This window comes from Streptomyces mobaraensis, from assembly GCF_020099395.1.
Lineage (GTDB): Bacteria > Actinomycetota > Actinomycetes > Streptomycetales > Streptomycetaceae > Streptomyces.
On record NZ_CP083590.1, the window covers coordinates 1 to 20,876 of the forward strand.

Sequence of the window (20,876 nt, forward strand, 5' to 3'; positions counted from 1 at the left end):
GGACGGGTTAGTACGTCGCTCCCGTATATAGTATCGACTCCCCCATCGTCGAGACGAACTTGAGTAACATCGCTCACATACTCCACAGTGACCTCGTCCGCCCTCGCGATCGCGTTGTCACGAGCGTCCTTCAAAAGCGATACGGAAACTTCATCCAGCAGGATCTCGGTCGCCCCGGAGGTGTACGGACTCGTGGATCTCCCGGCCGTGTCGCGCCCCACAGCCCGTGTTTAGGGCCGAAGGCAGCACAGCAGCAGGCCGCAGGGTCGGCTCGGTCACCCACAGCGTCCCGCTCAGTCAGCGTTGCGATCGGGTTCCGGCAAAGACGCCTCATGTTCCCAGGCCGGGACGGAGGTGATCAGGTAGACGCCGCGCGGCGGCGGTCGTGCGGGAGGCCGGCGACACAAAACGTGCCTCGAGACCGGCCAGGGCAGGTGGGTTCTGCGAGAGGCGGAGAGGTAGGCGCCCGTTGACATCCCGAGCGCCGACACCTCTCATCCCCGGGCGGCAGAAGTGGCCGGTCCATATCGTCGAGGTCCCAGATCTGAGTCCGCGCCACCACACCAAGGGAGGACTGCTTACTTGAGAGATGATCCGGGACCACGGGTGAGCGATGATGTCGTAACGGGCGCCTTACGGGTCTCGTCCAGCCAGCCGCAACGCATCCGGGATCGCCGCCCTTCACCAGTACGGCCGGCGCCGCTCATGCCTTACGCCACCGTGATGCTCGACGAGCACCGGCCTTCTACGCCCTGGACCGATCAGATCGACGGAGCAGACTGGCTCCTGCAAGCGCGACGGGACGGCGCCGCTCGGGGACGCTCCGAGGGACGCGCCGCTCCGGGCGCGGGTGCGCGCGCGAGACGGCGGCTGCCCGACCGAAGCGGCTTCAGACCCGCGACGCGCAGTGACCGTAGGTGACAGGCCGGCGGGCGCCTGTGGACAGGCGGGCAGGTGCTGTGAAGTCCAGGGCAGGCGGCCAAAAGCGGTAGGGCCACTGTCCGGCGCAGCCATAGCGGCCTGGCAAAGTCGCCGGGAAAGGTTTCTTGGCGAAAACCCGCCACCCGTATCCCTGCCGGATAACCCGCACAGACCACAACACACCAACGGCTCAGGCACCGCGACCTCCAACCTCGTCACCCTCTATCACGACGCGCCTGTTCCTTTCTCGGACTACCGCTCGACCCGTGTGGACTTGGGTTGCCGCGGACATGGAACGTTACTCGAGGAAAACTCCATGCGGCTAGTTCTGACCAGGAATCTGGGGCCTAGACGTCACGGCTTCAGACGCCAGAAGGGCACCGGCACCGTAGCCAGTGTGATGTTCGTCCAGCGCCGACGCTCCTCGGTAGGTGCTTCTACTATTGCAGGTGCTCAGCGCCAGTTTGCCAGACGGACCCGTATGATGGTCCGCGGCTTTTGTCCAGCGCCAGTGCCTCAGTAGCTCAGCGAGGCCCTAAGGGAAGTGCATCTCAGAGCGCGGTTGCCAGCTGCGCAGTGCGGTGCCAAGCGCTCTAGAGGCGCCTGGTGGCCAGCGCCCCTCGGTGGGCGGTTGCCAGCGCGCGCGGACTGGTGCCGAAGTGCCGGATGGCACGGTGCGGGTGCCAGCGCCGGCTGGCAACCGGTGCACCGTGTGCCAGTGATGGTGGTGCGAAGTGTGCCGGTGCCGGTGTGTGCTTCTGGCTGCTCTTGGCTGGCCGAGCCCGTCCTCGCAGCAGCAGAGTATATCGCGGTATCTTGTGGAAGTGCGAGGTTATTTCGCCAGGCCGGTCCCGGTCGCTCTCCCATGCGGCTCGACCGTAGACGCTGGAGATCTCACCCCAGATGCGCGCTCGTCTCTTTCGCCACCTTGACGCGCACACCGGGGCCCGCGATGTGTGCCTCGACTACCGGAGACGCACTCGTCGCTGTGGGGGGGAGCGCGTTGGTGTGGGAGAGGGAGAGGTCTTGTATATATTTTGGGAGGATATCGAGTTCGGCTTCCGGGCTACGCTCTGGCAGGAGAGAGACAGCTCGAATCTATAGTGCAGGAGAGTCCGCAATTCGGGTAGTCTTTGTTCACCTGTCCACTCCCCTCTCGGCAGCGCGTGCACCACGGCGCCGGGCGGCGGGCAGCATCTCGCACGCCCGGGTCGGACCCGCCAGCAAATCCAGCGCGGCGACCTCGTAGTAACGGCCAGCAGAACCCTAGGTCAACATCGTCGCCCGCACGCCAGGAGGTGGCCCCGGATGCGACGCGAGTATGCGGTTAGGGGCATGCCGCTGCGTTCAGAGCCGCTCAGAGGTCGACTCGCTTGTAGCGAGCATTCACGCTAGACGCAATGATCTCGACCTGTCGCCTCTGCATCCAACGCCGCCGCTACGCGTCAAACGCCGCGCATCATTAGACGACTCTACTCCAGATTCGGAATCTCCGATGCGCTGTGACCGTCGCTCACGCCCTATGTACCCGCGCGAGATTTGTTAGACTTTGATGCGCGCGTATAATTCTGAGGCTCGGGGTACTTTTTCATAGTATAGTGCTTAGATGTGGGTGTGGGGCACTCCGAGGGCTTACGATCAGTCGAGAGACTCAGACGCAGTTGTCTCGCGCGCGCTGAGCGAGGCGCGGGCCGTAGTGGTAGTTCTGTTTCGAAGGGCAGGTCCAGGGCTCTTTCGAGACAGCTGAGGCCGCGCTCCGTTCGCGATAGCGTCGCCGTCCTCGAGCTGCTTGTTGTGTGGGATCGACTGTCAGGGGCGCGTTAACGAGGCGGGCGCCCGAGGCGGGTAGCCGGGGGTCCCGCGCGTACCGGGACTCGCGCGCTGGATCGGCAGGCCCCCCCATCCACTCCGAAAGTCACTGTCTGTCGCGAGTGGTCCGGCTCGCTGATCGGAGCATCCGCCCGCGCGAAGGGGTGCTCGACGTCTCGTTGGTTGGGTAGCTCCCTGTTGGTGAGCGGCGCTCTCGTCGCTTCTATAACACGGAGTATACGCCTAAGCCGGAAGGACCAAGCGATGCCAGCACCCCCACCCCGACATAAAAGAAAGGGAATACCGCCGATTCACCTTGGAAACACAGACGCCAAGGCGCGGCGGCGCCTTCGAAAATCAGTCGTGCCAGCCTGGGATTCCGGGCCGGGAGACCCCACCGGACCTTCGCACCGCAGGCAGGCACGGGAGAGGGCCGACCTCGTACGCGCCCGATGGCTCCGCACGACGCCACCAACCATGGCGAGTGGGCCGGGAAATCGCCTGCCGCGTGCGCGATGGGCCACCGGACAACACAGCAAGGACCGGCAGGTGCCGCAGCGCCCGGCACAGCCAACCAGGCCCTCAACCACCCCGTGAAACGCCCAGGACGCGGGCGGGCACGCAAGGCGGCGATCGCCGCCTTGCGTGGGTCGGGCAGGGTTCTCGGGGTATACGTTGGTGGGGGCCGCTACCCGTTCGGGTGCGGGGGTGTGCGTTCTGTTTTTCGTCGCCGCACGCGCTTTGGCGGTCGGCTGCGGGGCGCGGGCCCCAGGCCGGCGATCGCCGCACGGGTGGTGCGAGCCCTTCGCGTCCCCCGGCGTGACGGATCGCTGTGAGATGCCCTGGCCACTGTGCCGGCGGCGTCGACCAGCCGGCGGGAGGACAGGAGCCGGCAGGCAGGCGGACTCCATGGCATCCGCAGCCCGTGGGCTGGTGGGTGTCCGTACGCCGCTTTGGACTCGGCAACCGCGCGAAAAGGCACGGGCGGCCGCCACGACGGCTGTAGGGGCGTAGCTCCGGCGGCCGTCGCGGCGGCCGCCGGAGCTACGCCCGCCTGCTCACCGCGGGCCGTAGCACCAGGCAGCATGACGGCGTCCCTCTCGGCGCCTTGAGGCGACGTCGTGCAGCGAGACCGCCGAAAAGCCGTGACAGGACTCCAGGCGGCTGCCACGAGGACACGTGAGCCGGCCCCTCATCACCCACACCCCGCGACCGGCCCCCGACCGGCCCCCGCCGCCACTGCCTTGCCCCTGCCTGGCCACCGCGCGCGACAACAGCCAGACCACTACACCCGCCTACCGCGGACCGCGACAGACCACCCGGTGTGATCCGGCCCGCGGCCACCAGTCAGCAGGCGTCGATGCGCGCGGCTACGCAGGGGTCCTCGTCGCGGTAGCCAAGACGGGTGCAGAGCCGGCCCGCGGGGGTGTTACCGGCCAGCTGCCACAAGGTGCACAAGCCGTACCGGCGAACGGCGTACCGGGTCAGCCAGGAGGTGACTGCCGCGCCGAGCCCCTGGCCGCGCAGGGCCGCATCCGTCGCGACGGACACCATCAACGGCGCGCCGCTGCCCGGCAGAGCGCTGATGGCGCCGCACGCCACCAGCCGCCCGTCTGCCTCATGGATTCCCACCCAGAGGCTGACGTCCGAGGAACCGGGTCCGGTGGAGCGGGCCGGGCTGTGTGCGCTGAGGAAAGCGAGCAGCCGGCCGTGGTGCGTCTCATCGAGCTCGGCCACCCGCTCCTCCCCCGGATGGAGCGACGGTTCGTCGACCGTCCAGCGGAAAGCCCAGGCGCGACGGGATCGACCACTGCGAGATGACGGCCGAGCAACGCATCACCGCCCCGCGGGCCAGTGAACTCTCGCACACTTTCGGGGAGTTGATGGACAGCGCGGAGGGTCAAGCCCGCTGCGGCAGTCGGTTCGCCGACGCTCCACAGGTGGCCGCGCGGCTCGTCAAGCCAGGCCACCGCACCATCGCCACACCAGCCGATCCTCTCGGCCGGGCGCGGGCGCGCCGCACCCAAACGCAGCAGGGCCGAGCCACTCCGCAGCTGAAGGCCCTGCGTGAACAAGTCCACACTCCGGGAAGGGAAGGTCGTCACCCGCATCGTTCTCGGGGAAAGCATTCCTCTGCCAAGGGGGCGAAAAGGCGGTCGGGGATCCGGATCAGCACAGGGCAAAGCCGTAACCGCCGTTGAGGGGATGGGAAATGTGAGAAGTCCCGACGACCGCCGCGCACAGGGCGAGCACCGGGCGAACCGAAGGACCCACTGTCGCACACCGCCCCCGCCCCGACGCAAACCCGCCCCTAACGGCTTGCCCAGCAGCCCTCTATCCGGCGCCGCAGGACTACGAGCCGCCACCTCACCAACACCCACCCCACGCACACACCCGGCTCCGGCCAGGTCAAAGCCAAAGGCCGCGCCAGGCCGAAACCACCGCACCGTCCGGCAAAGGCACGGCCGAACACAGCATCTCCCTGGAACGAACGGCTCACTCCCACGGCAAACACCTTCGGAACCTCTCGGAACAACAGACAACCGCGCGCTCCACCGCCACAACTCGTTATGTTCTTCGCGGTCCTGCAAGAGGGCCGCTGGCCTCCGGGCCCGGCATGACTGTTCCCCCCTGTCGAACGGATGACCTGGGGGGTGGTGTCACCGGGCCCGAGGGGTGCCGTCGAAGACGCTGATGAGAGGTCCGACCACCGCCTGGCCCGGTGCAACGCTGAGCCGTTCGCGGGCGGCAGGTCTGCATAACGTGGATGCGCGAGTACGGCGCCGACGTCAAGGCCGGCACGGCACGAGCCCCCGTTCGGGAGGATGGGTTGCACGACAGCGACGGCGTGGGTGTCTTCCTCGGCCTGGACGTCGGAAAGACCGCTCACCACGGCCACGGGCTGACCCCGGCCGGCAAGAAGGTCTTCGACAAGCCCCTGCCCAACAGCGAGCCGAAACTGCGAGCCGTGTTCGACAAGCTGGCCGCGAAGTTCGGGACCGTGCTCGTCGTGGTGGACCAGCCCGCCTCGATCGGCGCCCTGCCCCTGACGGTCGCCCGCGACGCGGGCTGCAAGGTCGCCTACCTGCCCGGACTGGCGATGCGGCGGATCGCCGACCTCTACCCGGGCGAGGCCAAGACCGACGCGAAGGACGCCGCCGTCATCGCGGACGCCGCCCGCACCATGCCGCACACCCTGCGGTCGCTGGAGCTGACCGACGAGATCACCGCCGAGCTGACCGTGCTGGCCGGCTTCGACCAGGACCTTGCCTCCGAGGCCACCCGCACCTCCAACCGCATCCGCGGCCTGCTCACCCAGTTCCACCCCTCGCTGGAGCGCGTGCTCGGCCCCCGGCTCGACCACCAGGCCGTCACCTGGCTGCTCGAACGCCACGGCTCCCCGGCCGCCCTGCGCAAAGCCGGACGCCGCAGGCTCGTCGAGCTGGTGCGGCCGAAGGCCCCGCGCATGGCCCAGCGGCTGATCGACGAGGTCTTCGACGCGCTCGACGAGCAGACCGTCGTGGTCCCGGGCACGGGCACGCTCGACATCGTGATCCCGTCTCTGGCCCGTTCCCTGGCCGCCGTCCACGAGCAACGACGTGCTCTGGAAGCACAGATCCAGACCCTGCTGGAGGCCCACCCTCTTGCCAAGGTCCTGACCTCGATGCCCGGGGTCGCGGTCAGGACCGCCGCCGTCCTGCTGGTCACCGTCGGCGACGGAACCAGCTTCCCCACCGCCGCTCACCTCGCCTCCTACGCCGGCCTCGCCCCGGCCACCAAGTCGTCCGGCACCTCGATCCACGGCGAACACGCACCCCGGGGCGGAAACCGCCAGCTCAAACGCGCGATGTTCCTCTCCGCGTTCGCTGCCCTGCACGACCCAGCCTCCCGCACCTACTACGACAAATGCCGAGCCCGCGGAAAGACCCACACCCAGGCTCTCCTCCGCCTCGCCCGCCACCGCATCAGCGTGCTGTTCGCGATGCTCCGCGACGGCACCTTCTACGAACCCCGAGCCCCACGCCTCACTTGACGAAGGACATAGAGGCACCCCCCCCACCGACGACCTCTCCCCCGATCTCGCCCACCACCCCCTCAGACCAGCCCGCCCCGCACCCGGCAACATCCACACCTGCCCCGTCCCCGCATGGACCAACAGTCCGCAGCCCCATACGCTCCGGCGATTCCCGCACCCAACCAGCCTCGAGCAGACATCCCGGACAAACACTCACAACCCACCCCACCACAGCTGAACAACCAACAACCAACACACAAGCAAAAGCAACAAGACAACACGACCCCCCCCTGACGGCCATCCGACAAAAACCCTCCCAGCAAGAAACACGAACTCCGCCAGCACCCCCAGCGAAAACCCGAAAAAAGGAACGAAACACAACCAGACAACCCCAACCCCCCCCCCGGGACCACAGACCCCCAGCACACCCAAACCCACCACCAACACCAAAACCACAACAACCACCCCCAGCCCTTCAAGAGCACGCTGTTCGACGGAGCCTGGACAAACCGCGTCCTGCAACACGCCGAGGAACCCGACCACACCCTGGAAGAGGTGCTGCGGGTCGTCCGTCCCGGAGACAGGATCGCCCTCAGCCATCCGGACACCGCACCCCAAGCCCTGAACATCGAGGACCACCGCCTGGCCACCAAAATCCCGGGCCCACGCCAGACGGCCAGCACCCGCCACAACACCTTCACCCACCGCCCCCCGCCCCCATACCGCACCCGCCCCGCTCGACCCCCAGACCCAGGCACGCACCCCACACACCCAAACAAACGCACCACCGACGACACCACAGGCATCCACGACCGGGCCAACGCCTTCACCAAGCCACGCAAGGCCGTTGCCACGTCCCGCCTCACTTCCCGACCTGCGGCTCTTCCCCGGCTCCATGCCCGGGCCGTCCTCACCGATCTCGAATTGGCGCGGGCAACAATCCGACCGTCGTCGGAGAAAGTGGACAGAGCTGATGCATCATCAGGCAGTGAGTCATTCCCTTCCAGACTTTGGGAATCGGCCGCCGCCGCTGAGGCGATGTCTCGAGTGGTCCGGCTGTGTGCTGAACGCGGATGACAGCGGGCTGCGTTGTGTCGCATGATCACTTCATGACGAATCCTGCCGCGTTCCTGGATGAATCCAACTGGTCCAACGGCTATTACGAGCTGGCTATCGAGGTCGGGGCAAGAGACGACGCCCGTCTTCAGGCCGTACTGAGTGCTCTGTGGTCCGCCGCAGACGTTCACGGGTGTTTTGGGCAGAAGGACCGTGAACCCGAGGAGCAGGAACCCGTTCCGTGCACGGTTGGGTCTCTCGACGAGTTCGGCCGTCTTTATGGTCAGGTCCGTCTGCCGACGGGCCAACGGGTGGTATGCGGTTGCGTGGCGATCCGCTCCGATGAGGACAGCGGCGATTGGCTCGACTTCTTTGTGCCTTTGGGGGCGCTGGATCATGCGGGGCTCAACTACTGGGAAGGCCGGCCGTACTTCAGGTCCGACATGCTGGACGACTGGCTGGCTGCCATCGGGGCCAGAGTCTTCCGGAACGCACGCTTCAGCCTGGGGGTCATCGGTTTCGAAGTCTCCGGATGTACCGACGCGTCGACACTGGCGGGGAAACTGCCTCAGAGCCGGGGCATCGGGTACTTGCTGCCGCAAGGTGACGTCCTGTGCTATGGCGCCGCGAATTCCTGAGTCGTGCTGCCGCGGGTGGGGAGGGTCTGCGGTAGCGGATGAGGGTGCTGGTGGAGGCGAGGGGGCGGCTTTGCGTTTATAGCGTCGGGGTTGGCGGCCATCGTCGGGCCAGGGCATGGTGCGTTCGGTGATTCAACGGTGTCGGCCCAGTCGTTGGGGGTCTCGATGTCCTTCCGGGTGGGCGGTGGGTGGTGCCTCGGGTGTGTATGGCTTCGTTCGTCCATGGTTCATGAGGAACGTCAGAGCCTCGATATTGGGTGGTGAGGTATCAGGGTATTTTGGGCCGGGCGGGGGTGTGCACGGGTTGCGGAAGTGGCGAGTTGTGCAGGCCGGCCGGTCGTGATCACCGTTCGCGCAGTCGCCGCGGTATCGGTGCCTCAGAAGCCGGACATCGGGGTTGAGGCTGCGCAGCGGAAGCCTCTACCGTTGCGGACAGGGCTGGGGATTTCGGCCCGATGAGGCATGTATGGGGAGGCGGCGATGGCCTGGCCGATCGCGGAAGTCGCCCGGATGTCGGGGGTGACGGCCCGGACCCTGCGGCACTACGACGATATCGATCTGTTGCCGCCCGCCTGGATCGGAGCCAACGGTCACCGCTACTACGAGGAACGCCAACTGCTGCGGCTGCAGCAGATACTCGTGCTGCGGCCCCTGGGGCTGGGACTGTCCGAGATCGGCCGGATTCTGGCCGCCCACGTCGACGAAGTGGACGCCCTGCGGCGCCATCACCGCCGGCTGCTCGCCGAACGCGACCGGCTCGATGCCCTGGCCGGTACCGTCGCCCGCACGATCACCGAACTGAAGCAGTCCAGGAAGGACGGCACAGACATGATCGGCATCAGCCGGCCGGAGAACCTGTTCGAGGGCATCCGGCCTGCCCGCTGCATGAAAATCCTGCACGGTTTCCCCGAGCTGGTCGGGGCCGTCGAACGGCGCACCGCGGCGTTGAGCGGGGCCTAGATCGAGGCCGACGAGCACGAGCGCACGGCGCAGATGATCCGGCTGGCGGAGCTGCTGGCCGTCGGCCTGCCCGCTGACGCCGATGCGGTGCAGGTCTCGGTGGACGCCCAGTACCGGACGCTGGCCCGGAGCCGGGCAGCCACCGCTGAGGAGTACCGCGCGATCGGGCGTTGCTGCGTGGAAGACGAGCACTGGCGGGCGGTGTACGAGTCGATCGCACCGGGTCTGGCCGCGTACCAGCGGGAAGCCATCGAGGTATACGCCACGGCTCGACTGCGCTGAGCGGGTGGGCCGCTGCCACGGGGGTGCAGCGGCCCCCCTCGGATACCGAACGCGGCGGTGTAGTGATGGCTCCGCTGTAGCGGACGAGCGAGACCTTGTTGGACGACAGCGACCCTGGCCGGTGTGCCCGGTACACCGCCAGCGGCTCGGTCAACCCGCGGGCCTCGAAGCCGTCCCGCAGGATGCTCAGCCACAGTGCACAGTCCTGGCAGTTCGGCATTTCCGGCATGAGCCGTGTGCCGAGGACCGTGCGGTCGTACATGGCCGTCAAGGCGCCGATGTAGTCGCGGCGCAGCAGTGTGGGGTAGTCCACGCGCGGCCGGGCCGGCACCACCCGGCCGTTGGGTACGAAGTCGGCGGCCTCACCACCGTAGTCGGCGTCCACCTTGTAGTAGGACGTGTACGTCGGCGGCGCATCGTCGGCCTTCGCGAAGGCGAGCTGCCGCTCCAGCTTCTCCGGCAGGCACAGGTCGTCGGAGTCGAGGAAGGCGACGTAGCTCTCCCTGGCCCGCTCCATGGGCGAGGTTGCGGGCGCGGCCCGCGCCGCCCTGCTCAGGCTTGTCGTCGCCGGCCAAGGCTACGGGGGCTGCCGCTCGCCGTGCGCGCCGCCGATCAGCTTGTCGCCTTGTCGCCGGGAGTGTCTCTTCTCTTCAGGACCTCCAGTCCGGATTCGCGCATCACGCGATCCGTGGTTTCGGCGAGGGAGCTGTCGGCGGGAATCACCGTCTCGACGCCGCCGGGAAGCAGATCCAGAGGCCGGTACCAGTCCCGCATCTCGGTCTCACCGTACTCGTTGGCCTGCGGCTTGGTGGCGTGCCGGCGCAGTGTCTCCTCGAAGGGCACATTGAGGTAGTACAGGTGGTTGTGGCCTCGGTGGTCGCGGCAGAGCGCTTCGATCATCGGCCCGTAGTGTGCGGTGTAGAGGATGCCTTCGAGGACGACGTGGAACCCTTGGTCCAGGGCGTAGCGGGCAGTGAGGTTGATCAGTCCGATGTTGGCACCGTCGGGGGTGTCGCGTTCGCGGAGCACCACACGGCGGAGGTTGTCCTGGCCGACCAGGGCTATGCCCCGGCCGTACCGCTCGCGCAGTTCGGCGGCCACCGTCGTCTTGCCGGAGGCGGAGTTGCCGCGCAAGACGATCAGCCGAGTGTCGGCGGTGCCGGCGAGGTTGTGGGCGAACGCAAAGGGCGGGCTTGTCACCTTGTCGAGGTTATCCGTCGTGTTGTCGAGGCTATCCGTCGTGTGCCGGTCGGGTGGCGCGGGTCCTGCGGCGGGCGTACATCAGGATGGCGGCGATGGTGGCTCCGTAGACGATGCGCCCGTCCGTCGCGGCGTCGACCGCTTCGTCGAGGGGCCACCACTCCACGGTCAGTCCCGTCTCCGTCGCTGAGAGCGTTTGGGCGCCGAGGGTGAGGCCGGTGGCCGTGTAGAGGTGGAGGCGGGCCACGTTGTTCGTCATCAGTGCGAGCTCGGCGAAGGGCCGCCAGGTAGTGGCGGTGACGCCGGCCTCCTCGGCGAGCTCGCGGCGGGCGGCGGCCTCGGGGGCTTCACCGTGCTCGATGGCGCCGGCGGGGATGGTCAGCACGGTGCCGTGGACGTAAGTGGGCTGGCGGACGAGCGCGATACGGCCTTGGTCGTCTTCGGCGATGGTGGCGGCCCCGTCGGGCACCTCGACGACGCGGAAGGTGCCGCGGGCGCCGTCGGGCTGGATGACGGCGTCCTCGTGGACGCGTAGTCCCCCACGATCGAGGATGGTGGTTCGGGACGTCTGTGACCAGGAGGGGTGCGTCGTCAAGGTGGTCTCCCTCGTCAGCGGGATCGCTGCCCGTACCAGGTGGCGATGGACCTCTTGTAGCCGTCGGGCATGTTCAGCCCCGGCACCTCGTCGGCCGTGAACAGGCCGACATCCCTGTGCTCATGGCTGAGGACCGGCTTCTCGTACGGGGTGAGCACGGTACAGCCGTAGGTGATGATCACGACACGGCGGCCGGGCAACGGTTCGTAGATCCACACGCCGCCGTCGATGAGCGGGCCGGCAGCCACCTGCCAGCGGGCCTCCTCCCACAGCTCGCGCTCGACGGTCGCCTCCGGGCTGTGATCGCCCGGCTCCAGGCGGCCCCCGGGCAGCTCCCACTCGTCCCGTTCGTTGCGGAGCAGCAGCACGCGCTGCCGACTGCCGAGGGCGACGGCTTTGACGGAGACGGGCCAGAGCGGGAGCGTGTAGGTCATCGGTTCCGCCCTTCACGGAGCATCGCCGGTCGAGGACGTGCGGAACCTAGCACGCGATACACGAATGATGCCGCTCAATCGAGGAGTTGAGCGCCTACCCGCCGAATCCTGCCGAGCTGGCGATCAGATGTACCGCGAAGACGCCAGGGGCTTCCTTCTCCGGCAGGTAGATGTCGCGGATCGCGACGACGAGCTGGTCGTGGGCCATGTCCAGGCCACCGGTCGCGGCCGCGGCCTCCGCGTCGAGCATCGTGTGAAGGACTCGTGTTCGCAACCTTGGTGGCACAGGTGGTGAGGGTGCCGTCACCACAGCCGATCCGCAGGGAGTCTTCCGGCGGCGATCCTGCGGGTCTTGGCGCAGCCGGCGCGGACCTCGACGGTTCGCGCCGCCGGCGATCAACTCGTGGTAGGGCCAGACGCCCGACGCGCCGTGGCCGGTACGGCGCAAGACGCCCAGGCTGACGCTCCGGTGGTCTAGGCGCCATTCGACCGCGCCGCCCGCTACCGTCTGCATCCGGCGGTCGGTGAAGTCCTCGGCGCCTTTGCCAGAGACACAGGGGCAATCAGGCTCTGGATCCCATCCTCCTCCAGCCGATCACCGATCACACCTTCTTCGAGCGGCCGCAGGGCCGGCTCGGGCGGCGCGGCGCCGGTGCGGACCGGGAAGGGCGGACGGGTAGCCGGCGCACTTCGTCGCGTTCGCTCTGCTGCCTCTCTGTACCTGCCACGGATCGACGAGTGGCGTGCTGGCATCCTGTCCGTGTGACCGAGAACGATGTGGATCGAGATGTCGAGCGGGTCCGGGTGGTCTTCGAGCTGCCGCAGGGCTCGGATGGGTGGCCGCCAGCGCGCACGGAACGGCTGTGGGCGGTCCGCGTCAGCGAGGACAGGGCCCGGCTGGACAACATCCCGTTCTTCGTCCGAGGCTTCGCGTTGGGTGATGTCGTGCGCTTCGCGGCGGACGCCGACGGTGTGCTGCAGGTGAAGGAGGCCGTGGAGTACTCCGACAACTGCACGGTCCGGGTGATCCCCGCCGAAGGAGGTCATCTGGCGGAGAAGCGCCAGGCGGTTCTTGACGCGTTCGCTCCGCTGGGTGTGGACGGTGAAGGGCTCGGCCAGTTCGGGCTGGTCGCCTTGAACGTACCTGCCAGCGCCGACATCCCGCGGGTCAAGAGGCTTCTCGTAGGAGGAGAAGAGCTTGGCCGGTGGCACTACGAAGAGGGCTGTGTGACGCCGACCTGGCAGGTGGTCGAGTAGGGTCGCGGTCTCCCGAGTGTGACCTGATGTGATCAGGCTTCGCTCCGGCGGGGGATGGGGGCATGCCCGGACGCGCTGATGCGATGCGGCTGATCCGGAGAGCTTCTTCGCGCTCGATCTCACCAAGCCACTTCTCGTCCTCGGCGTGTTGCCCGCGAGGTCAGGCTTCTTCGGATCGACGTCGCGGATGGGGCATCGGATGCACCATCCCGCGGTCGCATCGTGCGCCGCCGGAAGACCCCCACCGGGACGTGGTTCCACGAGGGGTCAGTGACCCTCTGGGCGCACGCCACCGTGAGGGGGAGAGGCATGGCCGAGCCCGCCGGCATCGTCTGCTCCGTCCCCGTCGAAGGGGCGGAAGCGTACCAGCGCGTGCCGATCCGACGGCGCCTGCCGCTCCCACCCGTACCCGTACCGGTCGGAGCCCCGCCACTCCCCCGCCTCCGCCTCCGCCCCCGCCTCCGGAGCGCGAGAACGCGCCCCGGAGCCGGCAGGCCCGATCAGCCGATCGGCGGTGCGAGGTATTCCAGCGCGTAACCGTCGCCGGAGGGGGTTACGCGGGCGATGCCGGGCGAGTCGAGGTGGGCGCCGGCCACGAAGTGCTGCGGCTGGGACAGCTGTTGGAGGAGCTCCGCTCGCGCGGTGCGGGCCTGGGACTGGTCGCCGTCGAACTCCCAGGTCACGTTCGGCCGATCGAACTGGAGCGTCGGTACGTGAACGGTGTCGCCCCAGACGAGAAGACGGCCGGCGCCGCTCCTGATCTCGTAGACGGTGTGACCGGGCGTATGGCCCGGTGCCGGGAGCGCGGTGGTCCAGTCGTTGATCGCGGTCTTCTCCGACACGGGTACGACCCGGTCGCGGATCGGCTCGAGCCGTCCCGTGAACACCGAGGTGTCGCCCGCGCCGATCCACACGCGCTCAAGCTTGGCGAACGCCTCCGAACCGTCCGGCGTGATCAGGCCGCTCACGTGGTCCTCGTGTCGGTGGGTGATGGCCACGTCGGTGACACGCGCGCGGTCGATTCCCGCTTCGTCGAGCGCGTCGTAGATCAATCCCATGGTGGGGTCGTGCCAGACATCGGACGCGCCGGTGTCGATGAGAACCGACCGCGTGCCGTCGGTGACGAAGAAGGCGTTGACCGACAGCCGCAAGTTGCCGTCGGCCAGCGGAACGGTGGCCGGCAGCTCACCGAGCACGCACCCGTCCTCGTCGCGGAGCCGTGTCGGCGGCATGTCGATGTACCCGTCTCGCAACGAGACCACCTGGAGATCACCGAATTCGAACGTGGCATGGTGCCGGCCACTCGAGACCAAACGCATGGAACCCCTCCGTCATGTCGGGCGCACACCGCGCATCTTCGATAGAAGAGCGTGTCTCCTTTAGGAGAGACCCCACACTGTGGGCAGCGGGATACCTATCGATCGAGGAGCACGGTGGTCGAGCGAGACGGCGACACGGCCGAACCACAGCACGGTGACGACCTGGCCGGCGCGTTCGGCGGCAACGTGCGGCGACGCCGCGAGGAGGCGGGCCTGACGCTGGAGCAGTTGTCCACGCGGTCCTCGGTCAGCCGGGCGATGCTCTCCAAGGTCGAACGCGGTGAGAAGAGCCCGACGATCGGCGTCGCGTCCAGGATCGCCCACGCGCTCGACGCGTCGCTCTCGGACCTGATCGGCGCGCCGGCCGCCGCCGCGTCCGGTGTGGCCGTCGCCATGCGCGAGAACGAACGCCCCGTTTTCCGCGACCCGGAAACCGGCTTCGAACGGCACATCGTGTCAGCGGCCCCGGGCGCGGGACGAGCCGAGATGGTTCTCCACCACCTCCCCGCGCAGATCTCCACCGGGCTGCTGCCCGCCTATCCCCCGGGTACGGAGAAACAACTCCTGGTGCTCCGAGGCACCCTCACCGTCGCGATCGGCGGGATCAACGAAACCCTCCACGCCGGCGACTCCCTGTTTCTCCAAGCCGACGCGGACCATGGCTTCGCCAACCGGACGAGCGCGCCCTGCGAATACATCATGGTCATCTCCCGCCCGACCTGACCGACCACAGCCTGCGGACCTGGCTGGACAACACCGGCCGGAGCGATACCGACTCATGGCTTCTCTGAGAGAAATCCGGCCGACGAGCAGCTCCGTACGGTGGCAGGTCCGAAGGAACCGGGCGCCGGCCCCGGGAGCCGAGGTTGCCGAGTGCTCGGGTGTCAGTGCCTTGCGGCATGATCGGGGCTTGTCCGGAGTTTCATGAGAGGGGTACGTCTTGCCCGCGTCCGCCGAGTCCCTGATAGCCGAGGTGCCCGCCTTCGCGGCCCACGCCCGTACGGCGACGCTGCTGAGGCCCTCCGAGGGCGCTCCCGGCGTGCGGGACAGCTCCGTCGGTGGGCCCCTGCTCTGGCCCGCCGACGAGCCGTGGCCCGTGTGCCGGGCGCCGCACGCGGTGCAGGTGCGCGAGAAGTTGACGGACGAGGAGCGCGAGAGCTGGCAGCGGATCGACCGGGCCATGAAGGAGCGGCGGCACCTGAATCCCGGCCGGATATTCGAGGTCACCGAGGAAGAGGTCCTGATCCAGCAGCGGATCATGGCGGGCGCCTCGGTGCTCGATACGGTCGCCTGGGAGCGGATGCGCTGGGTGCAGGACACCTCCGGCCCGGGCGTGCCGATGGTGCCCGTCCTGCAGTTGTACGCGCGGGACGCCCCCGCGGCCGTCCCCTGGCCGGACGGCGCGGACGTCCTGCAGATGCTGTGGTGCCCGACCGAGCACAGTGACCCGCCGGGCCAGCCGCACTACTGGGGACCCATGGTCGCGCTGCGGTACCGGTCGTCGTCCGAGGTGGGGGCGGTGCTCGACCCGCCGCGACCGGACCGGGCCGACGAGTGCTACCTGCCCCGGCCCTGTGTCCTCGACCCCGTGGAGGTCATCGACCTGCCCGACCAGGACGAGATTCCCGACGCCCTCCACGCCGAGGGCGAGCGCTGGGCGGAGGCGCGTGGTGCCGAGTACCACCACGCGCTGGCCTGCCGTCCCGGCTGGAAGGCCGGCGGCTGGCCCAGCTGGCACCTCACCGACCTCATGCCCATCGACTGCACCTGTGGCGTCCGCATGCGGTTGCTCCTGACCGTGGACAGCAGCCACGACGGCCCGGACGTCAGCGTGGGGCGCCACGGCGAGCTCCGCGTCTTCACCTGCCGGGCGGACCCGTCCCACCCCATCAGGCTCAACATCCAGTAGCGTTCACCGGCCGGGTCGCAGGCGCATGGCGGTAGTTCCACCGCCGGCGGCGTCCATGCCGTGATGCCCCCGTACGGCTGCTCAGTGGGCAGGCTTCCGGTCTTCGGCGGCTGCCGGCGGTCTCCAAGCCCGCCCCGACGCGACCGCGTTGGGGCACGTACGTCAGCGGATGACCGTGACGTGCGGCAGCGGCCGTTGCCATGTCCCCAGTTCCGCGACGAGGACCCGGCGTGCCGCCCGGCGGGCCCGATGCCAGCCTTCGCCGGTGGTGAGCGCCTCCCTCGTCCAGTCGGCGGTGTTCTCAGGACCGCTCATCTCGTGGAGGGCGGCGTCGATCTCCCGTAGATCAGGCAGGGCGCCGCGGCCGAGCCGCCCCTCCCCCACCAGCGTCTCCACCAGGCTGAAGGCGTCGTCGAAGTTCAGGGCGATCTCGTCCGGCGTCACCTCGTACTCGTCCAGCCAGGCGGCCTGGGCCGGGGCGTCCGCCGCCAGCAGGGTCAGCGAGTCGAGCAGCAGACGTCGGCGGAATGCGGAATGCGGGCTTTGCACAGCGCGATCCTCGCACGCGCTCATCCGTCCGTGTTCGCCGTGCTCGTACTGCGGCCCGGCCGCCCGGGTGGGCGGGCCGGGCCGCTATTGCCCGGTGACGCGTCGCCGCGTCGCCGTGGCACCCCTTGGTCGGACCGGATTCTCGGTGACATCTCGGGTCGGCGGTCGCCTAGAGGTGTCCGCGGTGGCAGGCCGCGGAAGTCTTGGGTGGGTCAGTCGCCCAGGGCGGTCAGGGAGGTCTCCGCCAGGAAGTCGGCCGCTTCCTCCGGCGGGGAGTAGGGGGGCATGAAGGCGGCGGCCCGGACGTCGCGGTAGGCGCGGGCGAGGGGGTGGCGGGCGTGGTAGCTGGCGCCGCCGGTGAGGCGCATGGCGTGGTCGATGACGGCGACGGCGGCGCGTTCGACGACCAGGCTGACGGCCTGGCACTCCTTCATCATGGCGCGGCTCATGTCGTCGGTGACCACCTGCGGCTTGTTGAGCAGCAGGTACGAGTCGAAGTCCTGGAGGGCGGTGGCCAGGGTGCCGCGGGCGGCGGTGAGGGCGATCTCCATCTCGGCGACGGCGGTGCGGACGCTGGAGGAGGTGGTGGTGCGGGGGCGGCTCGACGCCGGCCTGGACAGGCTTTCCAGGGCCTGGTCGCGGGCGGCTTCGGCCAGGCCGAGGTAGACGCCGTTGAGGCCCATGCCGCTGACCGCGCGGCCTTCCAGCATGCCGGCGTCGCGCTTGCCCCAGGGGCCGCGGACCAGCAGTGCCTCCTCCGGGACGACGCAGTCGCTGAAGACGACGCTGCCGCTGCCGGAGCCCCGCAGGCCCAGGCCGTCCCAGTCGTCCTCGACGTGGACACCGGGGGTGTCGGCGGGGATCATGGCGCTGGCGAGGTGGGCTCCGTCGCCGCGTTCGGCCTTGAGGCGGCAGTAGAAGTGGGTGGCCGCCGGTGACAGTGAGGCGAGGATCTTGCGGCCGTTGACGGCCCAGCCGTTGTAGGAGGCGGTCGCGGTGGTGGCGAGGTTCCAGTAGTCGGCGCCGCGTTCGGCGACGGCGGAGCACAGCAGCATCCGGCGCTCGCCGATGGCTTCCAGCCATTCGCGGCGGGGCAGGTAGCCGGGTTCGGTGTCGGCGCCGAAGCGCACCACGCGGGCGAAGTACCAGGCGAGCGCGATGTGCATGTAGTAGGCGACGGCCACCGAGGCGTCGGCGCGGGCGATCCGGGCGGTGATCATCGTCAGGTCGTGCAGCCGCTCGACGCCGAGGCCGCCCAGTTCCACCGGGACGGTCGCCGCGAAGACGCCGGCCTCGGCGAGCGCCTCGACGCTGTCGCGCGCGAAGCGTCCCTCCTGGTCGGTGATCCGGGCCTGTTCGGCGAGGAAGTCGTGGAGTTTCGCCACCGCCGCGACCGCCTGCTCGCCACTGGTGGTGGCCGGCCGCAACTCGGAGTTCAGCGACAGGGAAATCGACATGGCTAGTCCTCAGCAAGTCGGCGCGGGTATACGGATGCCATCGGTACAGTCGTTGGTATGGCCATTGGTCGGTCAACTCAGTCTGTTTTCAGCCGCCTTCGCTCTCGTGTGCACGTTCTCGTGGATATCCCCTCCCTTGCTCCCGGACGACCTCGCTGGTTATCGTGAGTTCAGTGTCAAGACCCGGCAAAGTCGTTCGATCCAAGGGATTGCACCGCTGTGGGGAATCTGATTCTTCAGTTCGCGGGCTGGTACGCCGAAGACGAACCGGACCGCCCCGCGACGCATGAAAGACGTGAAATCGGGGAAGACGACCGTGCATTGATCCGATACGACCGGAAGACCGACGCGTTATCCGTCCTCGCGTTATCCGCCCTCCCCGTCGACCGGCGGCCTGGGCAGCCGGGTTCCGCCGCCGTGGTGGCCGGCCATCCGGGGCACTGGTCCGTCACCAATCTGCACGCCGAGGACACCTACTTCGTCGAAAACATGGAACGCGGCGGCGAGTTCGTCAAAGTCCCCCCACGGCGGAGAGACTTCCCCATTCCCTTCGAGCTGGCCCGGCTCGTCCTTCCGGTGGCCCGCCGTATCGGCGTGGTGAACGTGTACGGGCCGGAGCCCAGCTATCTGGCCGCGGCCGCCGCTTCCGACACGGCGTCCAACTGGCCCCGGCTGGACGAGCGGTCGGCCTACTTCCGCGTCCTGGTGGCCCTGTGCGAACCCCAGCTCCGCGGTTATCCGCCCGGTGCGGTGCCCACCACCGCCGAGGTCATCGACCGGCTGCGCGGCGGTTCCCGTACTCCCCCGATGAGCCGCGCCGCCGTCAACCACCACATCAACTATCTGGCCACGGAGAAGCTCCAGGTGACCGAGTGGGCGGGGGCCGCCGACGGCAAGCGCTCCTACTGGAAGCGCGAGGCGGTGGTGGCGATGGCGCTGCGTTCCGGCCTGGTGGACGAGCGCCACCTGGGCCTGCTCCCGCAGCGGCTCAACCGCCCGCAACGGCCTGCCCCACCGCGTCGGCCAGTTCGTTCACCCCGGCCTCGTCGATGACCAGCGGCGGGATGGCCATTACGGCGCGCCCCTGCCGGCGCAGCAGTACGCCGCGTTCGCGGGCCCGTGCGACGGTGCCGGCGGCGAACTCCTCGCGGTGGCACTCGACCGTGGCGACCAGCCCCAGTCCGCGGACGTCGGCGACCTCGGGGTGCTCGTCCAGCGGGAGCAGACCGTCGAGCAGTCGCCGCCCGCGCGCGGCGGACGCGGTCACGAGGTCCTCCCGCTCGATGACGTCGAGGACGGCCAGCGCGACCGCGCAGGCCACCGCGTGTCCGCCGGTGGTGTGCCCGTAGCGCAGGCCGCCGATGAGCGGGTCGTCGGCGAAGGTGCGGTAGACGGCCTCCGTGGTGCTCAGGGCCGCGAACGGGACGTAACCGCCGCTCAGGCCCTTGCTCATGGTGACCAGGTCGGGTGTGATCCCCTCGTGGTCGAAGCCGAACATCCGGCCCGTGCGGCCGAAGCCGCAGAACACCTCGTCGAGGACGAGCAGGGCGCCGGTGCGGTCGCACAGCTCGCGCAGCGCCCGCAGGAAGCCGGCGGGCAGCACCACACCGCCGCCGACGTTGACGAACGCCTCGACGAAGACGGCCGCCGGCGGCTCCCCGTCGAGCACGGCCCGTTCGAAGGCGGCCACCAGCGGCGCCAGCGACTCGGGGGCGCGCAGCCGGCGGGGTTCGACCGGGAACTCCACCCGGGTCACCGGGAAGGGTGCCTCGGCGTGGGTGGCGTTGGTGGGGAGGCCGGAGAGGTGCTGGGCGACCAGCGTGGTGCCGTGGTAGCCGGCCGCGAGGGTGACAATCCGGTTCCGGGGCCGGCCGAGGTTGCGCCAGTAGCCGTGGGCGACGCGCACCGCCGCCTCGGTCGCCTCGGAGCCGCTGTTGACGAACAGCGTCCGGCCCAGCTCCCCTGGCAGCAGCCCGGCGAGCCGTTCGGCCACCCCGCCGACCGGGAGGTGGGTGCCGACGCTCAGGTCGAAGTGCGGCAGCCGGGCGAGCTGCCGTGCGGCGGCGGCGATCAGGTCCGGATGGGCGTATCCGCAGCTGGAGTTCATGGCCGACGCCATCGCGTCCAGGTACTCCCGCCCGGAGGCGTCGCGCACGCGGTAGCCGGTGCCGGAGAGCAGGATCGGGCCGTCGCCGGGGTCCTTCCTCACGGGTGACCACGGGTGCCACACGAAGCGGTGGTCGCGCTCGCGCGCCGTCGCCTCGTCCACATCCACGCTTTCGTTCACCTCCGCGCTTGCGTCCACGTCCACGGCCGGTGCGCTGAGGCTCGGTGCGCTGCCGTTCGGTGCGTTGGCGGTCGGTGCGTTCGCGGTCGACATGCAGAGGATCATGCAGCGAACCGCTGTCCCGGCACACCCGTACACCTGTGAGGGTCCCTGTCACCGGAGTTGCGGTGATCATGGCTGCGGTCCGC

The 20,876-nt window shown here is 68.9% G+C and carries 16 protein-coding genes and 3 pseudogenes; 8 read left to right on the plus strand and 11 right to left on the minus strand.

Annotated features, from left to right (window positions below; genetic code table 11):
- Both K7I03_RS00005 and K7I03_RS34000 read right to left on the minus strand, forming a co-directional pair.
- Positions 1-221: hypothetical protein (locus tag K7I03_RS00005; protein WP_224346773.1), on the minus strand; the 221-nt coding region annotated here is incomplete at its 3' end.
- Positions 222-4,077: 3,856 nt separating this feature from the next.
- Positions 4,078-4,467, minus strand: coding sequence for a GNAT family N-acetyltransferase (locus tag K7I03_RS34000; protein WP_317988259.1), 390 nt, complete (start codon positions 4,465-4,467; stop codon positions 4,078-4,080).
- A gap of 1,030 nt (positions 4,468-5,497) precedes the next feature.
- On the opposite strand from K7I03_RS34000, the gene K7I03_RS00020 reads away from it, so the two are divergent.
- From K7I03_RS00020 to K7I03_RS00035, 4 genes and pseudogenes are all read left to right on the plus strand, one after another.
- The gene (locus K7I03_RS00020) at positions 5,498-6,763 is read left to right on the plus strand and encodes an IS110 family RNA-guided transposase (RefSeq protein WP_398856255.1); all 1,266 of its coding nucleotides are present in this window, start codon (positions 5,498-5,500) and stop codon (positions 6,761-6,763) included.
- A 456-nt stretch (positions 6,764-7,219) separates the two neighbouring features.
- Positions 7,220-7,822 (plus strand): annotated as a pseudogene (locus K7I03_RS00025) (methyltransferase domain-containing protein); the annotation flags it as partial.
- Between the two features lie 32 nt (positions 7,823-7,854).
- Complete coding sequence (locus K7I03_RS00030; protein WP_224346774.1) at positions 7,855-8,439, plus strand: hypothetical protein; 585 nt, start codon at positions 7,855-7,857, stop codon at positions 8,437-8,439.
- A gap of 480 nt (positions 8,440-8,919) precedes the next feature.
- Positions 8,920-9,681, plus strand: a pseudogene (locus K7I03_RS00035) (MerR family transcriptional regulator).
- A 73-nt stretch (positions 9,682-9,754) separates the two neighbouring features.
- Here the strand turns inward: K7I03_RS00035 and K7I03_RS00040 are convergent.
- The 5 genes and pseudogenes from K7I03_RS00040 to K7I03_RS00060 all read right to left on the minus strand — a co-directional run.
- Positions 9,755-10,238, minus strand: a pseudogene (locus K7I03_RS00040) (glycosyltransferase); the annotation flags it as partial.
- Positions 10,239-10,293: 55 nt separating this feature from the next.
- Complete coding sequence (locus K7I03_RS00045; protein ID WP_185945946.1) at positions 10,294-10,881, minus strand: AAA family ATPase; 588 nt, start codon at positions 10,879-10,881, stop codon at positions 10,294-10,296.
- 31 nt (positions 10,882-10,912) lie between these two features.
- Positions 10,913-11,476 (minus strand): NUDIX domain-containing protein, encoded by a 564-nt coding sequence (locus K7I03_RS00050; protein ID WP_185945945.1) that lies wholly within the window; start codon positions 11,474-11,476, stop codon positions 10,913-10,915.
- A gap of 14 nt (positions 11,477-11,490) precedes the next feature.
- A complete protein-coding gene (locus K7I03_RS00055; protein WP_185945944.1) occupies positions 11,491-11,910 on the minus strand; it encodes an NUDIX hydrolase in 420 nt (139 codons plus the stop codon).
- A gap of 94 nt (positions 11,911-12,004) precedes the next feature.
- Positions 12,005-12,160 carry a hypothetical protein gene (locus K7I03_RS00060; protein ID WP_185945943.1) on the minus strand — a complete coding sequence of 52 codons (156 nt, stop codon included), beginning with the start codon at positions 12,158-12,160 and terminating at the stop codon, positions 12,005-12,007.
- Between the two features lie 512 nt (positions 12,161-12,672).
- Between K7I03_RS00060 and K7I03_RS00065 the strand changes: the two genes are divergently transcribed.
- A complete protein-coding gene (locus K7I03_RS00065) occupies positions 12,673-13,167 on the plus strand; it encodes a DUF4265 domain-containing protein (RefSeq protein WP_224346775.1) in 495 nt (164 codons plus the stop codon).
- 500 nt (positions 13,168-13,667) lie between these two features.
- On the opposite strand, the gene K7I03_RS00070 is transcribed toward K7I03_RS00065, so the two are convergent.
- Positions 13,668-14,486 (minus strand): MBL fold metallo-hydrolase, encoded by an 819-nt coding sequence (locus K7I03_RS00070; protein ID WP_185945942.1) that lies wholly within the window; start codon positions 14,484-14,486, stop codon positions 13,668-13,670.
- Positions 14,487-14,600: 114 nt separating this feature from the next.
- On the opposite strand from K7I03_RS00070, the gene K7I03_RS00075 reads away from it, so the two are divergent.
- Positions 14,601-15,209, plus strand: a complete 609-nt coding sequence (locus tag K7I03_RS00075; RefSeq protein ID WP_185945941.1) for a helix-turn-helix domain-containing protein — start codon at positions 14,601-14,603, stop codon at positions 15,207-15,209.
- Positions 15,210-15,426: 217 nt separating this feature from the next.
- Positions 15,427-16,395: a hypothetical protein gene (locus tag K7I03_RS00080; protein ID WP_185945940.1), complete on the plus strand. Its 969-nt coding sequence runs from the start codon at positions 15,427-15,429 to the stop codon at positions 16,393-16,395.
- Between the two features lie 162 nt (positions 16,396-16,557).
- Here the strand turns inward: K7I03_RS00080 and K7I03_RS00085 are convergent, their stop codons facing one another.
- Together K7I03_RS00085 and K7I03_RS00090 are read right to left on the minus strand one after the other, a co-directional pair.
- Positions 16,558-16,944, minus strand: a complete 387-nt coding sequence (locus tag K7I03_RS00085) for a hypothetical protein (RefSeq protein ID WP_224346776.1) — start codon at positions 16,942-16,944, stop codon at positions 16,558-16,560.
- 212 nt (positions 16,945-17,156) lie between these two features.
- Positions 17,157-18,401 carry an acyl-CoA dehydrogenase family protein gene (locus K7I03_RS00090; protein WP_185945939.1) on the minus strand — a complete coding sequence of 415 codons (1,245 nt, stop codon included), beginning with the start codon at positions 18,399-18,401 and terminating at the stop codon, positions 17,157-17,159.
- Between the two features lie 321 nt (positions 18,402-18,722).
- On the opposite strand from K7I03_RS00090, the gene K7I03_RS00095 reads away from it, so the two are divergent.
- Positions 18,723-19,454, plus strand: coding sequence for a hypothetical protein (locus K7I03_RS00095; protein WP_224346777.1), 732 nt, complete (start codon positions 18,723-18,725; stop codon positions 19,452-19,454).
- On the opposite strand, the gene K7I03_RS00100 is transcribed toward K7I03_RS00095, so the two are convergent.
- The gene (locus K7I03_RS00100) at positions 19,390-20,781 is read right to left on the minus strand and encodes an aminotransferase family protein (RefSeq protein WP_224346778.1); all 1,392 of its coding nucleotides are present in this window, start codon (positions 20,779-20,781) and stop codon (positions 19,390-19,392) included. The two genes, K7I03_RS00095 and K7I03_RS00100, sit on opposite strands and share 65 nt — an antisense overlap.
- Between the last annotated feature and the right edge of the window lie 95 nt (positions 20,782-20,876).

Coding starts and splice junctions, on each gene's coding strand:
- K7I03_RS00090 (WP_185945939.1), bottom strand. CDS start 18,401: ATGTCGATTTCCCTGTCGCTGAACTCCGAGTTGCGGCCGGCCACCACC.
- K7I03_RS00060 (WP_185945943.1), bottom strand. CDS start 12,160: ATGCTCGACGCGGAGGCCGCGGCCGCGACCGGTGGCCTGGACATGGCC.
- K7I03_RS00100 (WP_224346778.1), bottom strand. CDS start 20,781: ATGTCGACCGCGAACGCACCGACCGCCAACGCACCGAACGGCAGCGCA.
- K7I03_RS00070 (WP_185945942.1), bottom strand. CDS start 14,486: ATGCGTTTGGTCTCGAGTGGCCGGCACCATGCCACGTTCGAATTCGGT.
- K7I03_RS00030 (WP_224346774.1), top strand. CDS start 7,855: ATGACGAATCCTGCCGCGTTCCTGGATGAATCCAACTGGTCCAACGGC.
- K7I03_RS00020 (WP_398856255.1), top strand. CDS start 5,498: ATGCGCGAGTACGGCGCCGACGTCAAGGCCGGCACGGCACGAGCCCCC.
- K7I03_RS00055 (WP_185945944.1), bottom strand. CDS start 11,910: ATGACCTACACGCTCCCGCTCTGGCCCGTCTCCGTCAAAGCCGTCGCC.